This window comes from Pseudoduganella namucuonensis, from assembly GCF_900116645.1.
Lineage (GTDB): Bacteria > Pseudomonadota > Gammaproteobacteria > Burkholderiales > Burkholderiaceae_D > Rugamonas > Rugamonas namucuonensis.
In genome coordinates this window covers 296,394-313,964 of sequence record NZ_FPBO01000002.1, presented here as the reverse complement: position 1 = coordinate 313,964, position 17,571 = coordinate 296,394, and the positions used below count along the sequence as shown (strand labels likewise).

Here is a 17,571-nt window from a genome sequence, read left to right as displayed (position 1 = left end):
GCGTTACGATTCTACCGCGACGCGCGGCGGGGGAGCGTTCTTCTAGCCGCCGGGCACAATTTATGGAGCACGCGCCACTTGATCCCTCCCTCGCTACGCACCCTGATCGCGCGCCTGCACGGCGTCTGGTTCGTCCTGCTGTACCTGCTGCTGGACTGGTCGACCTATATCGATCCGCGCTACGGCCTGAACATCACGCCGTGGAATCCGGACACCGCGCTGGGCCTGGTGTACTGGCTGCGCCACGGGCCGCGCGCGGCCGTGCCCTGGTTCGTGGCGCTGGTGGGGGCCGAGGCGCTGGTGCGCGGCATGGCGGCCGGCCCCGCCTTCACCGTGCTGGGCGCGCTGGCGCTGACCGTGGGCTACGGCCTGATCGGCGAGGGCCTGCGCCGTAATTTCAGCACCGCCACCATGTTCGACAACCGCGGCCGCCTGACCACCTGGCTGGCGGTGGTGGCGGCCGGCATCCTGCTCAACAGCGTGGCCTACGTCCTGGTGCTGTCGCTGGCCGGGCTGATTCCGACCGGGCAGTGGGCGCTGGCGGTGTCGCGCTTCGCCATCGGCGACGCGGTCGGCGTGCTGGTGTCGATGCCGCTGATCTGGAAACTGGCCAGCCAGTCCAGCCGCGAACGCCTGCGCGACGCGGTGTGGCGCTGGGAAAGCCTGGGCTACCTGCTGCTGGCCATCTGCGTGCTGACGGCCGTGTTCGGCCACATCGCGCGCGCCGAGTACCAGCACTTCTACCTGCTGTTCCTGCCCGTGATCTGGGCCGCCGCGCGCCAGGGCGTGTACGGCGCGGCGGTGATCGTGTTCGTGCTGCAACTGGGCATCATCACGCTGGTGAAGTGGACGGACGCGGCCGACATCTCGGTGGCCGACCTGCAAATGCTGGACGCGGTGCTGGCGCTGGTCGGCTTTTTCATCGGCATCGTGGTCGACGAGCGGCGCCAGGTGGCCGACGAGCTCAAGCAAACGCTGCGGTTGGCGGCGGCCGGCGAGATGGCCGCCGCGCTGGCCCACGAGCTGAACCAGCCGATGACGGCGCTGTCGGCCTACGGCAAGGCCTGCCAGCACCTGCTGGCGCGGGGCGAGACGGGGCCGTTGCTGGCCGGCGCGATCGAGCGCATGATCGCCGAGTCCGGCAGGGCGGCCGAGGTGGTGCGCCGCCTGCGCGACTTTTTCCGCACCGGCGCGCTGCGCCTGGAGGCGGTGCCGGCGGAGGCCTTGCTGTCCGGCATCACCGAGCAATTCTCGGCCCAGTGCGGCGAGCAGGGCGTGGAACTGGCGGTGGCGCCGGCGCCGCCGGTCGCCGTGCTGGCCGACCGCCTCCAGGTCGAGCTGGTGCTGCGCAACCTGCTGGCCAACGCGCTCGATTCGGTGGCCGCGCGGCCGCCGGGCGAGCGCCGCATCGCGCTGTCGGCCGCGCGGCTGGACGACGGGCGGCTGCGCGTCACGGTCGAGGACAACGGCGCCGGCGTGTCGGAGGCGCTGGCGCGGCGCCTGTTCGAGCCCTTCGTCTCGTCCAAGGCCAGCGGCCTGGGCCTGGGACTGGTGCTCAGCCGCGCCATCGTCGAGGCGCACGGCGGCAGTTTGTGGGCGGAAGTGGCCAGCCACGGCGTTTTCCGTTTTATACTGCCAGCCCTGGAATCGGGAGAATAACGTGGCCCTGGCATTGACTGTATACATAGTGGACGACGACCCCTCGGTGCGCGACGCGCTCAGCCTGCTGTTGGGCGTGCACGGCTACCGCACCGCCGTGTTTCCCGGCGGCGAGGCGCTGCTGCGCGCCTGGCAGCCGGATTGGGCCGGCTGCCTGCTGATCGACATCCGCATGGCCGGCATGGACGGGCTGGAACTGCAGCGCCGCCTGGGGGAGCTGGACAACCGCATCCCCATCGTCATCGTCACCGGCCATGGCGACGTCGGCCTGGCGCGCGCCGCCTTCAAGGCGCAAGCGCTGGATTTCCTGGAGAAACCCTTCGACGACGCCAAGCTGCTGGCCGCCATCGAGGAGGCGTTCTCGTCCGAGGCGCGCCAGCGCCAGGAGCTGCGCCAGCGCGAGGACGGCCGCAACCTGCTGCGCGAGCTGACGCCGCGCGAGCGCGAGGTGATGCGGCTGGTGGTGCTGGGACGGCACAACCGCGAGATCGCGCCGGAACTGGGCATCAGCGTGCGCACGGTGGAGGTGCACAAGGCCAGGCTGATGAGCAAGCTGGGGGTCGGCCACGTGGCCGAACTGGTGCGCATCGCCATGCTGGACGACGAGTAGCGCGGGAGTTGTCCGGGAAGGCGGCGGGTCAGGTGCCCGAGGTGGGCAGCGGCGCCATGGCGGCGCTGCGGCGGGCGCCGCCGCGCGGGCCTGCCGACTGCAGGCCCTGGGTGGCCAGCACGGTCTTGTCGTTGGCGCGCCGCAGCACGATGTTGCGGTTGCGGTCTTCCAGGCTGCGCTCGTTTTCGCGGTGCCACAGGTGGTAGACCTCGGTGGCGAACGCGCCTTCCTTGCGCATCACGCCGGCGTTGAACAGGCGCACCACCAGGTCGGAATCCTCGTGTCCCCAGCCGTGGAAGCTCTCGTCGAAGCCGTTCACCAGCGTCAGGTCGCTGCGCCACACGCCCAGGTTGCAGCTCTTGATGCGGCGCCAGCTGAAGCGGCGGCTTTCGCGGCCGAAGTCCGGCAGGGTCAGCACGGTTTGCAGGAATTTGTTCAGGTCGCCCGTCAGGCGCAGTTTCAGCTTGTCCCAGAAACCCAGCTTGCACACGTCGATGCGCTCGGCCAGCATGCGCAGCGTGTAGCCCGGGCTGAGCAGCACGCGGCTGCCGGTCACCAGGTAGCCGGGCCGGGCCAGCTTGCGGTGCTGGCTGACGAAACTGGGCTGGGGCACGCAATCGCCGTCCAGGAACACGATGTAGTCGCCGCTGGCGGCCAGGATGCCCTGGTTGCGCGCGCGCGCGGCGCGGAATCCCTCGTCGGGCTGCCACACGTGCCGCAGCGGCACCGGCGAGCGGCCCTTCAGCCGGGCGATGCACTGGCGCGTGTTGTGGGTGGAGCCGTCATCAGCGATAATGATTTCGAAGTTGTTATCATCCTGGCAGAAGCAAGCATCGAGCACCGCCGCCAGCGCGTCCGGGCGGTTGTACGTGGTAATGATGACGGATATTTTTGATGCTTGTTGCATGAAGTCGATGCTGCCTGTGTTGATTCTGCAAGAATAGGCTCACAAAACATTAATGAATAATACTTTTACAAAAAAAAACATTCTGCAAAACAACGCCTTATCGTACCCCTCGTACCTCATCCACAGTCTGGTTTTCCTGCTGCCGTGCCTGGCGCTGGTCACAAAGTCCGGCGTCAGCCTCGCCGGCTTCGGCTTTTTGCTGGCCGGTATGCTCTGCTGGCGGGCGGCGAAAGCGCCGCTGGTGCGCCATCTTACTGAGATTCGCTGGGTTTTAACAGCGCTGCTGCTGAGTTTTGCCTTCGCCCTGGCGGGGATGCTGTGGCATCCGGAGCTGCATTTGCGCGCGCTGGAAAAGCCGGCGCGCATGGCGTTCAGCGTCACCGTGCTGCTGGCGGTGCTGGCGGTCCGGCCCGGCCGCAAGGCCCTGTGGTGGGGGCTGATCGCCGGCGCCATGGCGGGCGCGGTGTTCATCTGCTACCAGCGCTGGTCGCTCGGCATCGAGCGTCCTGGCGGACTCATCAATGCTATCACATTCGGCGATATCCAATTATGCATGGGCATGATGTGCCTGGCGGGGGTGCTCGATTTCAAGGGCCGGCAAGCGGTGTGGCCGGCACTGGGCGCGCTGGCGGGCCTGCTGGGATCGGTGGCCACCGGCACCCGCGGCGGCTGGATCGCGATCCTGTTCGCCGCCGTGCTGTTCGTCAAATACGGCCATTTCCTGCGCGCCCGCGCCGCCAAGGCGCTGGCCGTCGCGGCGCTGGCGCTGATGGTGAGCACTTACTTCATCGACCAGACCGGGGCCCGCGAGCGGCTCGAGCAGGGCGTCACCGAAGTGAAGACTTACTTCGACGGCGGCAACGCCTACACCAACGTCGGCGTGCGGCTGGAACTGTGGAAGGGCGCGCTGATGCTGGCCGAACGCCACCCCTGGCGCATCTCCACCACCGGCGAGATCGAGGCCGAGCTGGCCGAGGAGGTGCGGGCGGGCCGGCTGCAATCGTTCGTGCTGGAGGCCGAGCATTTCCACAACGATATCTTGCAGGTGCTGGTGTACGGCGGCGTGCCCGGCCTGCTGGTGTGGCTGGGCACGCTGATCGCGCCCTTCCTGTTTTTCGCGCGCATCCTGAAAACCCACGAGTCGGCCAGCCCCGCCGTGACCGCGCCGGCGCTGGCCGGGCTGCTGCTGGTGATCGGCTATTTCAGCTTCGGCCTGACCGAGGTGATCTACTGGTCCATCATGAGCACCATGTTCTACGCGCAGATGCTGTTCCTGCTGATGGGCCTGTGCCTGAACGCGCGCGACGAGGGGGACGCCGCATGAACGGCCACACCGCGGGCGGGCGCACCCTGGTCATTTCCCCCAACTGGATCGGCGACGCCGTGATGGCGCAGCCGCTGCTGGCGCTGCTGAAGGCGGCCCATCCGGAGCGGGCGATCGACGTGCTGGCGCCGCCGTCGGTGGCGCCCGTGTGGCGCCAGATGGCGGAGGTGGCCGAGGTGCTGGAAACGCCGTTCCGCCACGGCCCGCTGCAACTGCGCGAGCGCTGGCGCTACGCGCGCCGTCTGGCGCGGCGCGGCTACGCCGACGCCTACGTGCTGCCGAACACGCTCAAATACGCGCTGATCCCGTGGCTGGCCGGCATTCCCCGCCGGGTCGGCTACAAGGGCGAGAGCCGTTACGGCCTGATCAACGTGATGCACCGCGACGACGCGCCGCCGCGGCCGATGGTGCCGTTCTACGCCGCGCTGGCGCTGGCGCCGGTGGCGCCGCTGCCGGCCGCGCAGCGCGACGCCGTGCCGCGGCCCCGGCTGGCGGCCAGCCCGGAGCAGATCGCGGCCGCCTGCGCGCGCGCCAACCTGGACCTGGCGCGGCCCTTGGTGGCCTTCGCCCCCGGCGCCGAGTTCGGCACGGCCAAGCGCTGGCCGCCGGCGCACTTCGCCGGCCTGGCGCGGGCCATCGTCGCGGCCCATCCGGACGTCCAGATCGCCCTGCTGGGCTCGCCCAAGGACCGCGAGGCCTGCGAGACCGTGATCCAGGCCGCGGGCGGCCTGCCGGCGCTGCGCAACCTGGCCGGCGCCACCTCGCTGGCCGAGGCGGTGGCGCTGATCGCCCGCGCCGGCGCCGTGGTCAGCAACGATTCCGGCCTGCTGCACATCGCCTCCGCGCTGAACCGGCCGGTGATCGCCATCTACGGCCCGACCGACCCCGGCCACGCGCCGCCGTTCTCGGACCTGGCGGCCTCCATCTCGCTGCGGCTGGAATGCTCGCCCTGCCGCCAGCGCGAGTGCCCGCTGGGCCACCAGGACTGCATGCAAAAGATCGCTCCGGAACAGGTGTGGCGGACCCTGCAACCCATGCTGGTCCCGCGCGCCTGAGCCGGGCGGGGGACGGGACGCCATGCTGAAACGGTTCTCGATCACGTTCTGGGCCACCGTGTTCGTGGCCACCGTCTGCCTGTCGCTGGTGGCCATCGACGGCTGGCGCAGCCTGAACGCGCGCGGCGAGCTGCTGGCCGCCACCGAGCGCACCACCTCCAACCTGGCGCGCTCGATGGCGCAGCACGCGGACGACACCATCAAGGCGGCCGACACCAGCCTGGCCGACATCGTCGAGCGCATCGAGACCGACGGCACCGGCCCGGCCGCGCTGCGGCGGCTGCACCCGCTGATGGTGGCGCAGGTGCGCAACCTGCCCCAGCTGAACGGCCTGTTCGTCTACGACGCCACCGGCCGCTGGGTGGTCAATTCCCGCCCCGTCACGCCGCCCAACGTCAACAACGCCGACCGCGAATACTTCGTCTACCACCTGAACCACACCGACAGCGGCCCGCACATCGGCCTGCCGGTGGTCAGCCGCTCCACCGGCAAATGGATCCTCCCCGTGTCGCGCCGCCTGAACCACCCGGACGGCGCCTTCGCCGGGGTGGCGCTGGCCACCATCGACATGGACTACTTCAAGGACTTCTACGACAGCCTGGACATCGGCGAGCGGGGCGCGGTGGCGCTGGTGCTGAACAGCGGCGCCATGGTGCTGCGCCGCCCGACCGAGGAGCACAAGATCGGCGCCAACGTGATCAACACCCCGGTGTACCAGGCCTATATCCGCTCGGGCGACGCCGGCAAGGGCGAATTCCGCTCCACCCAGGACGGCGAGGTGCGCCTGAACAGCTTCCGCGCGCTGGAGCGCTATCCGCTGTTCGTGGTGGCGGCGCTGTCGCGCAGCGAGGTGCTGGAGGGCTGGCGGCGCGACACGCTGCTGCACTCCCTGGGGGTGCTGCTGCTGGCGGCGCTGCTGGCGTTGTTCGGGCGGCGGCTGATCCAGCAGATCGACCTGCGGCTGGAGGCGGAAAAGGAATTGCTGGTGGCGCGCGACGCGCTGGAAAGCCTGAACCGCACCCTGGAGAAGCTGGCGCTGCAGGACGGCCTGACGGGCCTGGCCAACCGGCGCCAGTTCGACGTCACGCTGGGCAACGAGTTCAGCCGGGCGATCCGCGGCGGCGCGCCGCTGGCCTTCATCATGATCGACGTCGATTGCTTCAAGCAGTACAACGACCTGTACGGCCACAGCGCCGGCGACGATTGCCTGCGCGCGATCAGCAAGACGATACGGGTGCTGACGCCGAAGCGCCCGGGCGACCTGGCGGCGCGCTACGGCGGCGAGGAGATCGGCATCCTGCTGCCGGGCACGGACGCGGCCGGGGCGGCCGCCGTGGCCGAGCGCGTGCGCAAGGCCATCGCCGAACTGCGCATGCCGCACGAGGGCAGCCCGGCCAAGGTGGTGACCATCAGCGCCGGCGTGGCCGCGATGACGCCGCGGCGCGGCGTCGACAACGCGGGCGAGCTGGTGGAGGCGGCCGACCGCGCGCTGTACGCGGCCAAGTCGGCCGGGCGCAACCGGGTCGAGGTCGAGGGGTACGCGGACCAGGCCGCCAACAATCCGGCTTGAATCAGGGACGTTCGGCGCGCGCCGCGATATTGCTTGCTTCTTTGCTTTCAGCTCGGCTTGCGGGGCGGCGGTCCCAAGTGGATTTGACTTTACATTGAGAATGATTCCCATTTACAATGGTGACCATCCACGCACCAGCCAGCGTTTTGCAAGCCAGTGTCCCCGCCATCAAAGGAATTCACCGTGCTCCGCAAAACCACGCTTGCGCTGGTGCTGGCTGCCGCCTGGGCGTCTCTGCCCCAGGCCGCGCCGGCCCGGCTATCCACAGACGACGCCGATGCCGGCGCCACCGCCGCGCTGCCCCAGGTGACGGTGACCGGCGACCGGGATGAAACCGCCGGCCTGGCCGCCAAACGCGCCGCCAGCACGACCAAATCCGGGGCCGGCCTGCTGGAAACGCCGCAATCGATCACGGTCGTCACGCGCGGCCTGCTCGACGCGCAGCAATCGACCACGCTGGCCGAGGCGCTGCGCACGGTGGCCGGTGTGACCCCGGGGCAGTACGGCCGCCGCGGCTTCGACGACTTCATCATCCGCGGCATGCGCGCCTCCGAATCGACCTTCGTGGACGGCTTGCGCACCGCGCAGTCGGTGCAGATCCCCGAGGAGCTATTCGGTGTGGAGCAGCTCGACGTGCTGAAGGGGCCGGCCTCGCTGCTGTTCGGCAATGTGCAGCCGGGCGGCATGGTCAACTCCGTCAGCAAGCGGCCGCGCGCGCACGCGTTCAACGAGGCGGGCGTCACCATCGGCAGCGACAACCACCGGCAGGCCACGCTGGATGTCGGCCGTCCGCTGAACGCCACCGGCAAGGCCGCGTTCCGCGTCAACGCGCTGGCGCTGGACAGCGACGACCCCACCGATTTCGTGTTCTTCAAGACGCGCTGGCTGGCCCCGGCGCTGACGCTGGACCTGGGGGGCGACACCGATCTGACGCTGCTGGCCAGCTACCACCGGCGCGAATGGCTGCGCCAGCAGGGCCTGCCGCCGCGCGGCACCTTGCTGCCCAACCCCAACGGGCCGATCCCGCTCAACCGCTTCATCGGCGATCCCGCGATGGGCGGCTACGACGTGGAGCGCAAGCGCGTGGGCTATGCGCTCGCGCACCGCTTCAACGACCGCTGGACCTTGCACCAGAACTTCCGCTGGGAGGAGTACGGCGGCGTCGGCCCCGGCGTGTTCAACGGCGCGCTGGCGGCCAACGGCGCCACGTTGAGCCGCACCGGCAGCCGCCGCGAATTCGACGGCGAGGTGGCCGCGCTCGACACCCATGTGGGCGGCACGCTGTCCGTGCTGGGGACGTTGCACCATCTCACACTGGGCCTGGACGCCAGCACGCAGCGCGAGCGCTTCGCCACCACCACGTGCACTCTCCCGGCGCTCAACCTGTTCAACCCCGTGTACGGCGTGGCGATCGCCTGTCCCGCCGCCGCGCAGGCCGACACCACCAGCCGCCTGCCGATGACCGGCCTGTACGCGCGCGACCGGTTCGCCCTGGCCGGGCGGCTGGATGCGACCCTGGGCTTGCGCCGCGACCGCGCCACGACGGGCAACACCAACAACCGCGGCGGCATCGAGGACCGCCAGACCGACAGCGCCACCACCGGCAGCGCGGGCCTGTCCTACCGCCTCGCGCCCGGCGCGGCGGCCTACGCCAGCTACGCCACCTCGTTCCTGCCGGTGTCCGGCGTCGATTACTTTGGCGCGCGTTTCGAGCCAGAGACGGGGCGCCAGTCCGAACTGGGGATCAAATACAGTCCCGATGGCGGCCGCGTCACCGCCGTCATGGCCGTCTACGACCTGCGCCGCCGCAACGTGACCACGGCGGACACGGAGCACAACGGTTTCAGCGTGCAGACCGGCGAGGAGCGCAGCCGGGGAGTGGAGGGCGAGCTGACGCTGAACCTGCGCAACGGCTGGACCCTGCGCGGGGCCGCCGCCCACATCGCTTCCGAAGTCACGCGCGACAACCGCGCCGCCTACGTGGGCAAGCCGCTCAACAACGTGCCGCGCCGCGGCGCCACGGTGTGGGCCAATTACCTGACCGGGAATGGCGCGCTGGCGGGATTGGGGCTGGGAGCCGGCCTGCGCCACGAAAGCGAAAAGCGCGGCTATTCCTTCGACTACACGGTGCCGGCCTACACGGTGGTGGACGCGGCGGCGAGCTACAGCGGCAATGGCTACCGGGTGTCGCTCAACGTGAAGAACCTGTTCGGCAGGGACACCTACGCGGGTGGCTTGAGCAACAACGTCGTCACCCTGGGCGATCCGCGCCAGGTGAGGCTGAACACGGTGTTCGAGTTCTGATCCGGCTTGGCGCGCGGGACGTTTTCGTCCGGGCCAGCCGGTATCGCGCCGTCCATTCCGGGACGGCGCGGAGGAGGGGAACGTTAAGCGGCCGCCTTCTTGCGGCGGCTGAACGCCACGCCGGCCATGCCGACGGCGAACAGCGCCAGCGTGGCCGGTTCCGGCACGTCGTTCGACGACACGGGCGCCACTTCAAACTCGGTCGAGATGCCGTAGAACAAATCCACATTGCCGAACGTCTCCTCGCCCCAGCTATACACGCGGTTGACGTCGCCGGTCGCGGTGAACGAGCCGGTGACGCCGCCGCCGCCCAGAATGTCGAGCATCAGGTTGCCGGCGCTCGGATCGTAGACGAAGGAACCGAAGAAATCGACCCGATTGTTGACGGTGACGCTGCCGTTCCCGGTGGCGAACAGCGCCTTGTCCGCGCCCAGGTTGCTGGCGAACGCCGAATTGATGCCGCTGCCGTTGGCGTTGGTTGCCAGGCGCACTTGCCACGGCGTCTGGTTCGTTTGGTCCAGGTAGTTGAAGAAGAAGCTGATACGGCTGATTTCGACCGTCGAGCCGAAGGCGGCCGCGTCGTATTCCTGCTGGAGGTGGGCGGTGCAGGTATAGGTGCAGTCGCCGCCATTGGAGGAGGTGGAGCCGAAGTTGATCACGGCGCCGTGCGATGGTGCCGTCAGGGCGGCGGTGGCTACGCACAGTGCGGAGATGAGCTTTTTCATTGTTATCCTAGGGTGGGTTAAATGCTTATGGGAACTTTAAATATCCTATAAGCAATTAACATGCCACTTGGAAATAATGTTACTTTTCAATGACTTGGTGCGGCATCGGCTTGCAAATCGGGAGTGACTGTAAGATTTTCCGACGCGGCTACATCAGGATCACGTCGTACTGCTCCTGGTGATAGGAGTTCTCCACCTGCAGCGAGATCTTTTTGCCGATGAAGTCGCCCAGCATGGCCAGGTGCTGGGATTCCTCCTCGAGGAACAGGTCCACCACCTCCTGCGAGGCGAGGATGCGGAATTCGCGTGGATTGAACTGCTTGGCCTCGCGCAGCAGTTCGCGCAGGATCTCGTAGCAGATGGTGCGCGAGGTCTTCACCTGGCCCTTGCCGGCGCAGGCCGGGCACGGCTCGCACAGGATGTGGGCCAGCGACTCGCGGGTGCGCTTGCGCGTCATCTCCACCAGCCCCAGCGCCGAGAAGCCGGACACCGACACCTTGGTGCGGTCGCGCGACAGGGTCTTCTTCAGCTCGGCCAGCACCGCGTTGCGGTGCTCGTTGTTCTCCATGTCGATGAAGTCGAGGATGATGATGCCGCCCAGGTTGCGCAGCCGCAGCTGGCGCGCGATCGCGTGCGCCGCCTCCAGGTTGGTCTTGAAGATGGTGTCGGCGAAGTTGCGCCCGCCCACGAAGCCGCCGGTGTTGACGTCGATGGTGGTCATCGCCTCGGTCTGGTCGACGATCAGGTAGCCGCCGGACTTCAAGTCCACGCGCCGGCCCAGCGCGCGCAGGATCTCCTCCTCCACGCCGTACAGGTCGAACAGCGGGCGCTCGCCCGTGTAGTGGTGCAGCCGCGGCAGCACGGACGGCGTGTAGGTCTTGCCGAACTCGGTGAGGTTGATGAAGTTCTCGCGCGAGTCGACCTGGATGCTGGCCGTCTCGTCGTGCACGAAGTCGCGCAGCACGCGCTGGGCCAGGCTCAAGTCCTGGTGCAGCAGGCTGGTGGCGGGCAGCGTGCGCGCGCCGTGGCAGATCGCGCCCCAGGTCTTGCGCAGGTAGTCGACGTCGGCCGCCAGGTCGGAATCGCTGGCGTCCTCGGCCTGGGTGCGCACGATGTAGCCGCCTTTCTCCTCCGGCGGCAGCAGGCTTTGCAGCCGCGCGCGCAGCTGCTCGCGCTCGGTCTCCTTCTCGATCTTCTGCGACACGCCGATGTGGTTGTCCTGCGGCAGGTAGACCAGCATGCGGCCGGCGATCGAGATCTGCGTCGACAGGCGCGCGCCCTTGGTGCCGATCGGGTCCTTGATGACCTGCACCGTCAGCACCTGGCCGTCGAACAGGATCTTCTCGATCGGGGTGGGGGCGGCGTTCTGGCCGTCGTGCGGACGGGCCTCCCAGATGTCGGCCACGTGCAGGAAGGCGGCCCGTTCCAGGCCGATGTCGATGAAGGCGGACTGCATGCCCGGCAGCACCCGCACCACCTTGCCCGAATAGACGTTGCCGGCGAGGCCGCGGGTCAGGGTGCGTTCGATATGCAATTCCTGCACCGCGCCCTGCACGATCAGGGCCACCCGCGTCTCCTGCGGGGTGATGTTGATGAGTATGTCTTCGTTCATTGGTAGTGCTGCCGGTTATTGTTTTCTTGAACGAGGATCATACAGACCTTTACGGCAGAGGCAAGCCTGCCTGGCGTAGTAATTGGGCCGTTTCGTAGATCGGCAGGCCCATGATGCCGGAATGGCTGCCCTCGATGTGCTCGATGAACACCGAGGCCAGGCCCTGGATGCCGTAGCCGCCGGCCTTGTCGTAGGGCTCGCCGGTGGCGCAATAGGCCTGGATCGAGGCCGGCGTCAGCGTGGCGAAGCGCACCTCGGACACCTGCGTGACCTGCAGCTCCAGCTTGTGGTGGTAGACCGCGATGGCCGTCATGACCTGGTGGGTGCGGCCGGACAGGAGCTCCAGCATGGACACCGCCTCGGCCGTGTTGGCCGGCTTGCCCAGGATGGCGCCGTCCAGCGTGACGGTGGTGTCGGCCGTCAGCACGGGGCGCGGCACCAGGTGGCGGCGCCGTATCAGGTCGAAGGCGAAGGCGGCCTTCTCGGCCGCCACCCGGCCCACGTAGTCGTACGCCGACTCGCCCGGACGCACGTCCTCGGTGACGTCGGCGCCGCGCGGGCCGTCGTTGCGCAGCAGCAGCAGCTCGAAGTCCACGCCGATCTGGCGCAGCAGTTCGCGCCGGCGCGGGCTCTTGGAGGCGAGGTAGATCTTCTTATCGACCGGTTTCATCTGCTTGTTCTTTCATCGTTCTAGACGCGATGATAGGGGTGGTTCTGCGTGATGGTCCACGCGCGGTACAGCTGTTCGGCCAGCATCACGCGCACCATCCCGTGCGGCAGCGTCATGCTGGAGATGCGGATCAGGCCCTCGGCCCTGGCCTTGAGCGCCGGGTCCAGCCCGTCGGCGCCGCCGATCAGGAAGGCCGTGTCGCGGCCGTCCTGCTGCCACAGCTCCAGCTGCTGCGACAGGCCGACGCTGGTCAAGTCCTTGCCCCGCTCGTCGAGCGCGATGATGCGCACCGACTTCGGCAGCGCCGCCTCGATGCGCTCGCGTTCCAGCGCCATCGCGGTGGCGGCGGTCTTGCTGCCGGACCGTTCCACCGGCTTGATTTCCTTCAGCACCACGCGCAGTTCCGGCGGCATGCGCTTCACGTACTCGGCGTAACCGCTTTCTATCCAGGCCGGCATCTTGTGGCCGACCGCGGCGATGATCAGCTGCACGGTGTTACTCGGCGGCCTTCTTCAGGCGCTTGATGACGGTCTTGGCCGGCGCCTCGGCCGCGGCCTTCAGCTTGCTGGCCACCTTGGCCTTCTCTTCCTTGTTGGCCTTGGTGGAGGCCACCAGCGACTTGCTGGCCGAGACCTTGATCTTCTTGCCCTCGGGGATGGCGGCCAGCTCGACCGGCGCGGCGACCTTCTTCGCCACCGCTTTCCTGGCGGCCGGCTTCTTGGCCACGGCGCCGTCGGCGGCGACCTTCTTGGCCACGCCCGGCTTGCGCGCGGCGACCTTCTTCTCGACGACCGGCTCGGCGTCCTTGGCCACCTTGGTGGCCGCCAGGTGGCTGCCCGCCTTCTTCGGCGCGGTGGCGGCCTTGGCGCCTTCCTCGGTCGACTTGCGCTTGGCGGCGCCCAGTTTCACCGGCTTGTCGCCCCAGATCTCCTCCAGGCGGTAGTAGGCGCGGATCGGCGCCTGCATGATGTGGACGATCATGTCGCCCAGGTCGACCAGCACCCACTCGCCCGTGTCCTCGCCCTCCATGCCCACCACGTCGCCGCCCTGCGCCTTCACCTTGTCGCGCACCGAGGCGGCCAGCGCCTTGGTTTGGCGGTTCGAGGTGCCGGAGACGATGGCGATGCGGTCAAACAGGCTGGTCAGGTGAGTCGTGTCGAACAGGACGATGTCCTGGCCCTTGACGTCTTCCAGGGCGTCCACGACGAGGGTTTGCAGTTTTTTGATATCCATTATTATTTGTAAAGATTATGTTGTTCAATATAGTCTAGCACCACCGGGGAGATAAGCGAGTCTGGCTTATTTCCGCGTTGTAATGCCGCACGAATGCCGGTGGATGACATGTCCAGCGCCAGATCGGGCGCCAGGCAGGCCAAGCCGGCGGGGGTGTTTCGTAGCTGTTCCGGCGTCCCTGCGCGCCGGGCCATCTCTTGCGCCACCGCGGGCGGCAGCTGGTCCAGCGTGAAGCCGGGCCGGGCCGCCGCGCAGATGTGCGCCAGCCCGAATAGTTCATGCCAATCGCGCCAGGTGTCCAGGCGCCGCAGCTGGTCGGCGCCCATCAGGAAGGCGATCGACGTTTCCGGTCCCAGTTCGGCGCGCAGCGCGCGCAGCGTTTCGACCGTGTAGGTCGGCCCGCCGCGCGTGATTTCCTGGGTGTCCACCACCACCTTGAAGGGCTGGCCGGCGAAGGCCAGCCCGGCCATCTCGGCGCGCTGCTCCGGGGCGGCGCCCAGGGCGGCTTTCTGCCAGGGCGCGCCGGCCGGCAGCACCCGCAATTCGTCCGCGCCCAGCAGGCGCATGAAATGGGCGCCCAGCGCGACGTGGCCATGGTGTACCGGATCGAAGGTGCCTCCCAGCAGGGCGACGCGGTAGGTCACGCGCCGGCCAGCCAATCGCGGTGCGGCAGGAAGTCGGTGTACAGCGCCGCCTCCGGCGAGCCGGGTTCGGGATGCCAGTCGTAGCGCCATTTGACGATGGGCGGCATCGACATCAATATCGCCTCGGTGCGTCCGCCCGACTGCAGGCCGAACAGCGTGCCGCGGTCGAACACCAGGTTGAACTCGACATAGCGGCCGCGCCGGTAGGCCTGGAAATCGCGCTCGCGCTCGCCGTACGGGGTGTCCTTGCGGCGCGCCAGGATCGGCAGGTAGGCCTCGACGAAGGCGTCGCCCACGCTGCGCACCATGGCGAAGCTCTGCTCGAAACCGGCGGCGTTGAAGTCGTCGAAGAAGATGCCGCCCACGCCGCGCGCCTCCTTGCGGTGCTTCAGGTGGAAATAGTCGTCGCACCAGCGCTTGAAGCGCGGGTGCAGGTCGGCGCCGTAGGGGGCCAGCGCGTCGTGGCAGACCCGGTGGAAATGGCGCGCGTCCTCCTCGAAGCCGTAGTACGGCGTCAAATCCATGCCGCCGCCGAACCACCACACCGGCGTGCCGTCGGCGGTGGTGGTGCTGAAGAAGCGCACGTTCATGTGCACGGTGGGCGCGTAGGGATTGCGCGGGTGCAGCACCAGCGACACGCCCATCGCCTCCCACGCCCGGCCGCCCAGTTCCGGGCGCGCCGCGGCGGCGGATGGCGGCAGCGCCGCGCCCGTCACGTGCGAGAAATTGCAGCCGCCGCGTTCCAGCACCGGCGCGTCCTCCACCAGGCGCGAGATGCCGCCGCCGCCCTCGGGACGCTGCCACTCGTCGCGCAGGAAGGGCGTGCCGTCGAGCTCTTCCAAAGCCTGCACGATGCGGTTCTGCAAATCGAGCAGGAAATCCTTGACGGCGGAAGGCGAGGGCGTGGACGACATCTAAGCTGTGGGGAGAAAAGTGGAAGGGACGGATTGTAGCATGGCGGAAAAAAGGGGTCAGGTTCAATATTCCGCAGAGCGGAATATTGAACCTGACCCCTTTTTGGGCGCTTAGTGCTTCAGGCCGCGCCAGCCGATGTCGCGGCGGTACTGCATGCCGTCGAAGTGGATCTTGTCGACCGTCTCGTAGGCCTGCTTCTGCGCCATCTTGACGCTGTCGCCCAGGCCGACCACGCACAGCACGCGCCCGCCGCTGGTCAAGAGCTTGCCGTCCGCCTCCACCGTGCCGGCGTGGAAGGTCACGGTCTCCGGCGTCTCGGCCGGGATGCCGTCGATGACGTCGCCCTTGGCCGGGCTGTCCGGGTAGCCGCCGGCGGCCAGCACCACGCCCACCGCCGTGCGGCGGTCCCATTCCAGCTCGACCGCGTCCAGCGTGCCGTTGACGGCGTGTTCCATCACCGTCAGCAGGTCCGTCTTCAGGCGCGCCATGATGGGCTGCGTCTCCGGATCGCCCATGCGGCAGTTGAATTCCAGCGTCTTCGGATTGCCGGCCGCGTCGATCATCAGGCCGGCGTACAGGAAGCCGGTGAACGGGATGCCGTCCTTGTGCATGCCGGCGATGGTCGGGTTGATGATCTCGCGCATCACGCGCGCGTGCATGGCCGGGGTCACGATGGGGGCGGGCGAGTAGGCGCCCATGCCGCCCGTGTTCGGGCCCTGGTCGTTGTCCCGCAGGCGCTTGTGGTCCTGGCTGGTGGCCAGCGGCAGGATGTTCTTGCCGTCGCACATGACGATGAAGGAGGCCTCCTCGCCGGCCAGGAATTCCTCGATCACGATGCGGGCGCCGGCGTCGCCGAAGCGGTTGTCGGCCAGCATGTGGTCGACCGCCTGGTGCGCCTCCTCCAGCGACATCGCCACCACCACGCCCTTGCCGGCGGCCAGGCCGTCGGCCTTGATGACGATGGGCGCGCCCTTGGCGTCGATGTAGGCGTGCGCCTGTTTGACGTCGGAGAAGGTCTGGTACTCGGCGGTGGGGATGCCGTGGCGCTGCATGAAGGCCTTGGCGAAGTCCTTGGACGACTCCAGCTGGGCCGCCTCGCGGCTGGGGCCGAACACCTTCAGGCCGCGGGCGCGGAACAGGTTGACGATGCCGCCGGCCAGCGGGGTCTCGGGGCCGACCACGGTCAGCGCGATGTGCTCGCGCTCGACGAAGGTGGCCAGCTCGTGCAGGTCGGTGATATTGATGTTTTGCAGACGCGCGTCGCGCGCCGTGCCGCCGTTGCCGGGGGCCACGTACACCATCTGTACGCGTTTCGATTCGGCCAGTTTCCAGGCCAGTGCGTGTTCGCGGCCGCCAGAGCCGACTACCAAGATTTTCATGAGACCGTTCCAAATAATACGGGGGAGCGGCCCTGCGGCCGCCGGGGTTTGCCAGCAGCGGCGATCAGTCCTCGATCACGGCGTTGGTGTAGATTTCCTGCACGTCGTCCAGGTTCTCCAGCGCGTCGAGCAGTTTTTGCATCTTGACGGCGTCGTCGCCGGTGAAGCTGGTTTCGGTGGCGGGCTTCATGATGATCTCGGCCACCTCGGCCTTGAAGCCGGCCGCCTCCAGCGCGTCCTTCACGCCGGCGAAATCGTTGGGCTCGCAGATCACCTCGAAGCCGCCCTCGTCGTCGGCCACCACGTCCTCGGCGCCGGACTCCAGCGCCGCCTCCATCAGCTTGTCCTCGTTCACGCCGGGCGCGAACAGGAACTGGCCGCAGTGCTTGAACATGAAGGCCACCGAGCCCTCGGTGCCCATGTTGCCGCCGTGCTTGTTGAAGGCGTGGCGCACCTCGGCCACGGTGCGCACGCGGTTGTCGGTCATGCAGTCGACGATGATGGCCGCGCCGCCGATGCCGTAGCCCTCGTAGCGCACCTCCTCGTAGCTGGCGCCGTCCTCGCCGCCGGTGCCGCGGGTGATCGCGCGTTGCACGTTGTCCTTCGGCATGTTCGCGTCGGCGGCCTTGTCCACGGCCAGGCGCAGGCGCGGATTGGACGCGAGCTCGCCGCCGCCCATGCGCGCGGCGACGGTGATTTCCTTAATCAGGCGCGTCCAGATCTTGCCGCGTTTCGCGTCCGTTGCGGCCTTTTTGTGCTTGATATTGGCCCATTTGCTGTGTCCAGCCATGTTCAATCTTCCTTCGACGGTATGCCAGTGAGGCCGGTATTTTAGCATAAGGCACCCCTTTTTTGACCGTTCGAGGGGGCCGCCGGCTCCCCGGCGGCCGCCGTCCCGGCAGCGCATAAATACCCCTGGGGTATTTATTACCCCTGGGGTGTTTATGGCGGGCTTGGCGCCGCG

The 17,571-nt window shown here is 68.2% G+C and carries 16 protein-coding genes; 6 read left to right on the top strand and 10 right to left on the bottom strand.

Annotation, left to right across the window (positions count from 1 at the left end; genetic code table 11):
* Positions 1-78: 78 nt before the first annotated feature.
* Together BM436_RS03355 and BM436_RS03350 are read left to right on the top strand one after the other, a co-directional pair.
* On the top strand, positions 79-1,659 hold the full coding sequence (locus BM436_RS03355) for an ATP-binding protein (RefSeq protein WP_229488852.1): 1,581 nt from the start codon (positions 79-81) through the stop codon (positions 1,657-1,659).
* A 13-nt stretch (positions 1,660-1,672) separates the two neighbouring features.
* Positions 1,673-2,269: a response regulator transcription factor gene (locus tag BM436_RS03350; protein WP_229488851.1), complete on the top strand. Its 597-nt coding sequence runs from the start codon at positions 1,673-1,675 to the stop codon at positions 2,267-2,269.
* A 28-nt stretch (positions 2,270-2,297) separates the two neighbouring features.
* Here the strand turns inward: BM436_RS03350 and BM436_RS03345 are convergent, their stop codons facing one another.
* On the bottom strand, positions 2,298-3,176 hold the full coding sequence (locus BM436_RS03345) for a glycosyltransferase family 2 protein (RefSeq protein ID WP_093553465.1): 879 nt from the start codon (positions 3,174-3,176) through the stop codon (positions 2,298-2,300).
* A 241-nt stretch (positions 3,177-3,417) separates the two neighbouring features.
* On the opposite strand from BM436_RS03345, the gene BM436_RS03340 reads away from it, so the two are divergent.
* The 4 genes from BM436_RS03340 to BM436_RS03325 all read left to right on the top strand — a co-directional run bounded on the left by BM436_RS03340 (position 3,418) and on the right by BM436_RS03325 (position 9,429).
* The gene (locus BM436_RS03340; protein WP_177306916.1) at positions 3,418-4,500 is read left to right on the top strand and encodes an O-antigen ligase family protein; all 1,083 of its coding nucleotides are present in this window, start codon (positions 3,418-3,420) and stop codon (positions 4,498-4,500) included.
* Positions 4,497-5,555 (top strand): lipopolysaccharide heptosyltransferase II, encoded by a 1,059-nt coding sequence (gene waaF, locus BM436_RS03335; protein ID WP_093553461.1) that lies wholly within the window; start codon positions 4,497-4,499, stop codon positions 5,553-5,555. The genes BM436_RS03340 and waaF overlap by 4 nt, the downstream gene beginning before the upstream one ends.
* Positions 5,556-5,577: 22 nt before the next feature.
* Complete coding sequence (locus tag BM436_RS03330) at positions 5,578-7,125, top strand: GGDEF domain-containing protein (RefSeq protein ID WP_093553459.1); 1,548 nt, start codon at positions 5,578-5,580, stop codon at positions 7,123-7,125.
* A gap of 183 nt (positions 7,126-7,308) precedes the next feature.
* The gene (locus BM436_RS03325) at positions 7,309-9,429 is read left to right on the top strand and encodes a TonB-dependent siderophore receptor (protein ID WP_229488849.1); all 2,121 of its coding nucleotides are present in this window, start codon (positions 7,309-7,311) and stop codon (positions 9,427-9,429) included.
* Positions 9,430-9,512: 83 nt separating this feature from the next.
* Here the strand turns inward: BM436_RS03325 and BM436_RS03320 are convergent, their stop codons facing one another.
* The 9 genes from BM436_RS03320 to BM436_RS03280 form a co-directional block, all read right to left on the bottom strand.
* Complete coding sequence (locus BM436_RS03320; RefSeq protein ID WP_093553455.1) at positions 9,513-10,154, bottom strand: PEP-CTERM sorting domain-containing protein; 642 nt, start codon at positions 10,152-10,154, stop codon at positions 9,513-9,515.
* 148 nt (positions 10,155-10,302) lie between these two features.
* Positions 10,303-11,766: a ribonuclease G gene (gene rng / locus BM436_RS03315; protein ID WP_093553453.1), complete on the bottom strand. Its 1,464-nt coding sequence runs from the start codon at positions 11,764-11,766 to the stop codon at positions 10,303-10,305.
* A 49-nt stretch (positions 11,767-11,815) separates the two neighbouring features.
* On the bottom strand, positions 11,816-12,436 hold the full coding sequence (locus BM436_RS03310; RefSeq protein ID WP_093553451.1) for a Maf family protein: 621 nt from the start codon (positions 12,434-12,436) through the stop codon (positions 11,816-11,818).
* Between the two features lie 20 nt (positions 12,437-12,456).
* Complete coding sequence (gene rlmH, locus BM436_RS03305; protein ID WP_093553449.1) at positions 12,457-12,927, bottom strand: 23S rRNA (pseudouridine(1915)-N(3))-methyltransferase RlmH; 471 nt, start codon at positions 12,925-12,927, stop codon at positions 12,457-12,459.
* A 4-nt stretch (positions 12,928-12,931) separates the two neighbouring features.
* Positions 12,932-13,669, bottom strand: a complete 738-nt coding sequence (gene rsfS, locus BM436_RS03300) for a ribosome silencing factor (protein WP_093553447.1) — start codon at positions 13,667-13,669, stop codon at positions 12,932-12,934.
* 2 nt (positions 13,670-13,671) lie between these two features.
* Positions 13,672-14,313 (bottom strand): nicotinate-nucleotide adenylyltransferase, encoded by a 642-nt coding sequence (locus tag BM436_RS03295; protein WP_229488839.1) that lies wholly within the window; start codon positions 14,311-14,313, stop codon positions 13,672-13,674.
* Entirely contained in the window at positions 14,310-15,227 is a 918-nt protein-coding gene (hemF, locus tag BM436_RS03290; RefSeq protein WP_093553443.1) for an oxygen-dependent coproporphyrinogen oxidase, read from the bottom strand. The genes BM436_RS03295 and hemF overlap by 4 nt, the downstream gene beginning before the upstream one ends.
* A gap of 111 nt (positions 15,228-15,338) precedes the next feature.
* A complete protein-coding gene (gene purD, locus BM436_RS03285) occupies positions 15,339-16,607 on the bottom strand; it encodes a phosphoribosylamine--glycine ligase (RefSeq protein ID WP_093553441.1) in 1,269 nt (422 codons plus the stop codon).
* 64 nt (positions 16,608-16,671) lie between these two features.
* Positions 16,672-17,397: a YebC/PmpR family DNA-binding transcriptional regulator gene (locus BM436_RS03280; protein ID WP_093553439.1), complete on the bottom strand. Its 726-nt coding sequence runs from the start codon at positions 17,395-17,397 to the stop codon at positions 16,672-16,674.
* Between the last annotated feature and the right edge of the window lie 174 nt (positions 17,398-17,571).

Coding starts and splice junctions, on each gene's coding strand:
- BM436_RS03345 (WP_093553465.1), bottom strand. CDS start 3,176: ATGCAACAAGCATCAAAAATATCCGTCATCATTACCACGTACAACCGC.
- waaF (WP_093553461.1), top strand. CDS start 4,497: ATGAACGGCCACACCGCGGGCGGGCGCACCCTGGTCATTTCCCCCAAC.
- BM436_RS03330 (WP_093553459.1), top strand. CDS start 5,578: ATGCTGAAACGGTTCTCGATCACGTTCTGGGCCACCGTGTTCGTGGCC.
- BM436_RS03320 (WP_093553455.1), bottom strand. CDS start 10,154: ATGAAAAAGCTCATCTCCGCACTGTGCGTAGCCACCGCCGCCCTGACG.
- rng (WP_093553453.1), bottom strand. CDS start 11,766: ATGAACGAAGACATACTCATCAACATCACCCCGCAGGAGACGCGGGTG.
- BM436_RS03310 (WP_093553451.1), bottom strand. CDS start 12,436: ATGAAACCGGTCGATAAGAAGATCTACCTCGCCTCCAAGAGCCCGCGC.
- rsfS (WP_093553447.1), bottom strand. CDS start 13,669: ATGGATATCAAAAAACTGCAAACCCTCGTCGTGGACGCCCTGGAAGAC.
- hemF (WP_093553443.1), bottom strand. CDS start 15,227: ATGTCGTCCACGCCCTCGCCTTCCGCCGTCAAGGATTTCCTGCTCGAT.
- purD (WP_093553441.1), bottom strand. CDS start 16,607: ATGAAAATCTTGGTAGTCGGCTCTGGCGGCCGCGAACACGCACTGGCC.
- BM436_RS03280 (WP_093553439.1), bottom strand. CDS start 17,397: ATGGCTGGACACAGCAAATGGGCCAATATCAAGCACAAAAAGGCCGCA.